Origin of the sequence: Dactylosporangium sp. NPDC050688, assembly GCF_040654515.1 — a bacterium.
GTDB lineage: Bacteria > Actinomycetota > Actinomycetes > Mycobacteriales > Micromonosporaceae > Dactylosporangium.
On record NZ_JBFAIC010000160.1, the window covers coordinates 1 to 1,277 of the forward strand.

The following is a 1,277-nucleotide window of genomic DNA, read 5'->3' on the forward strand; positions in this document are numbered from 1 at the left end:
TTTTTTGTGGTCAAGTTGCTGAGGGCGTACGGTGGATGCCTTGGCACCAGGAGCCGATGAAGGACGTGGGAGGCCGCGATAGGCCTGGGGGAGCTGTCAACCGAGCTGTGATCCCAGGGTGTCCGAATGGGGGAACCCGGCACCAGTCATGTGGTGTCACTCCCGCCTGAACACATAGGGCGGGTAGAGGGAACGCGGGGAAGTGAAACATCTCAGTACCCGCAGGAAGAGAAAACAACAGTGATTCCGTGAGTAGTGGCGAGCGAAAGCGGATGAGGCTAAACCGTGCACGTGTGATACCTGGCAGGGGTTGCGTGTGCGGGGTTGTGGGACATGTCTTGATCGAGCTGCCATTCGGTCGCACAGTCAGAAAATTCGTGGTTAGTCGAAGTTCGCTGGAAAGCGGCACCGTAGACGGTGAGAGTCCGGTAGGCGAAAATCGCGGGTCTGTGTTGGTGTGTTCCCGAGTAGCGGCGGACTCCTGTAATCTGCCGTGAATCTGCCAGGACCACCTGGTAAGCCTAAATACTCCCTGGTGACCGATAGCGGACGAGTACCGTGAGGGAAAGGTGAAAAGTACCCCGGGAGGGGAGTGAAATAGTACCTGAAACCGTGCGCCTACAATCCGTCGGAGCGTCCTACCCTTTGGGTGGGGGTGACGGCGTGCCTTTTGAAGAATGAGCCTGCGAGTTAGTGATACGTGGCGAGGTTAACCCGTGTGGGGGAGCCGTAGCGAAAGCGAGTCTGAATAGGGCGTTCAGTCGCGTGTCCTAGACCCGAAGCGGAGTGATCTAGCCATGGGCAGGCTGAAGCGCGGGTAAGACCGCGTGGAGGGCCGAACCCACCAACGTTGAAAAGTTGGGGGATGACCTGTGGTTAGGGGTGAAAGGCCAATCAAACTCCGTGATAGCTGGTTCTCCCCGAAATGCATTTAGGTGCAGCGTCACGTGTTTCTTGCCGGAGGTAGAGCACTGGATGGCCTAGGGGGCCTACAAGCTTACTGAAGTCAACTAAACTCCGAATGCCGGTAAGTGAGAGCGTGGCAGTGAGACTGCGGGGGATAAGCTTCGTAGTCGAGAGGGAAACAGCCCAGATCACCAGCTAAGGCCCCTAAGCGTGTGCTAAGTGGTAAAGGATGTGGGGTCGCATAGACAACCAGGAGGTTGGCTTAGAAGCAGCCACCCTTGAAAGAGTGCGTAATAGCTCACTGGTCAAGTGGTTCCGCGCCGACAATGTAGCGGGGCTCAAGCACACCGCCGAAGCTGTGGCATTCACAC

The 1,277-nt window shown here is 57.1% G+C and carries 1 rRNA gene (running past one end of the window); it reads left to right on the forward strand.

The annotated features are described in order from the left end of the window. Nucleotides 1-8: 8 nt before the first annotated feature. Nucleotides 9-1,277, forward strand: a 23S ribosomal RNA gene (locus tag AB0H83_RS51595); it runs 1,949 nt beyond the window's last position.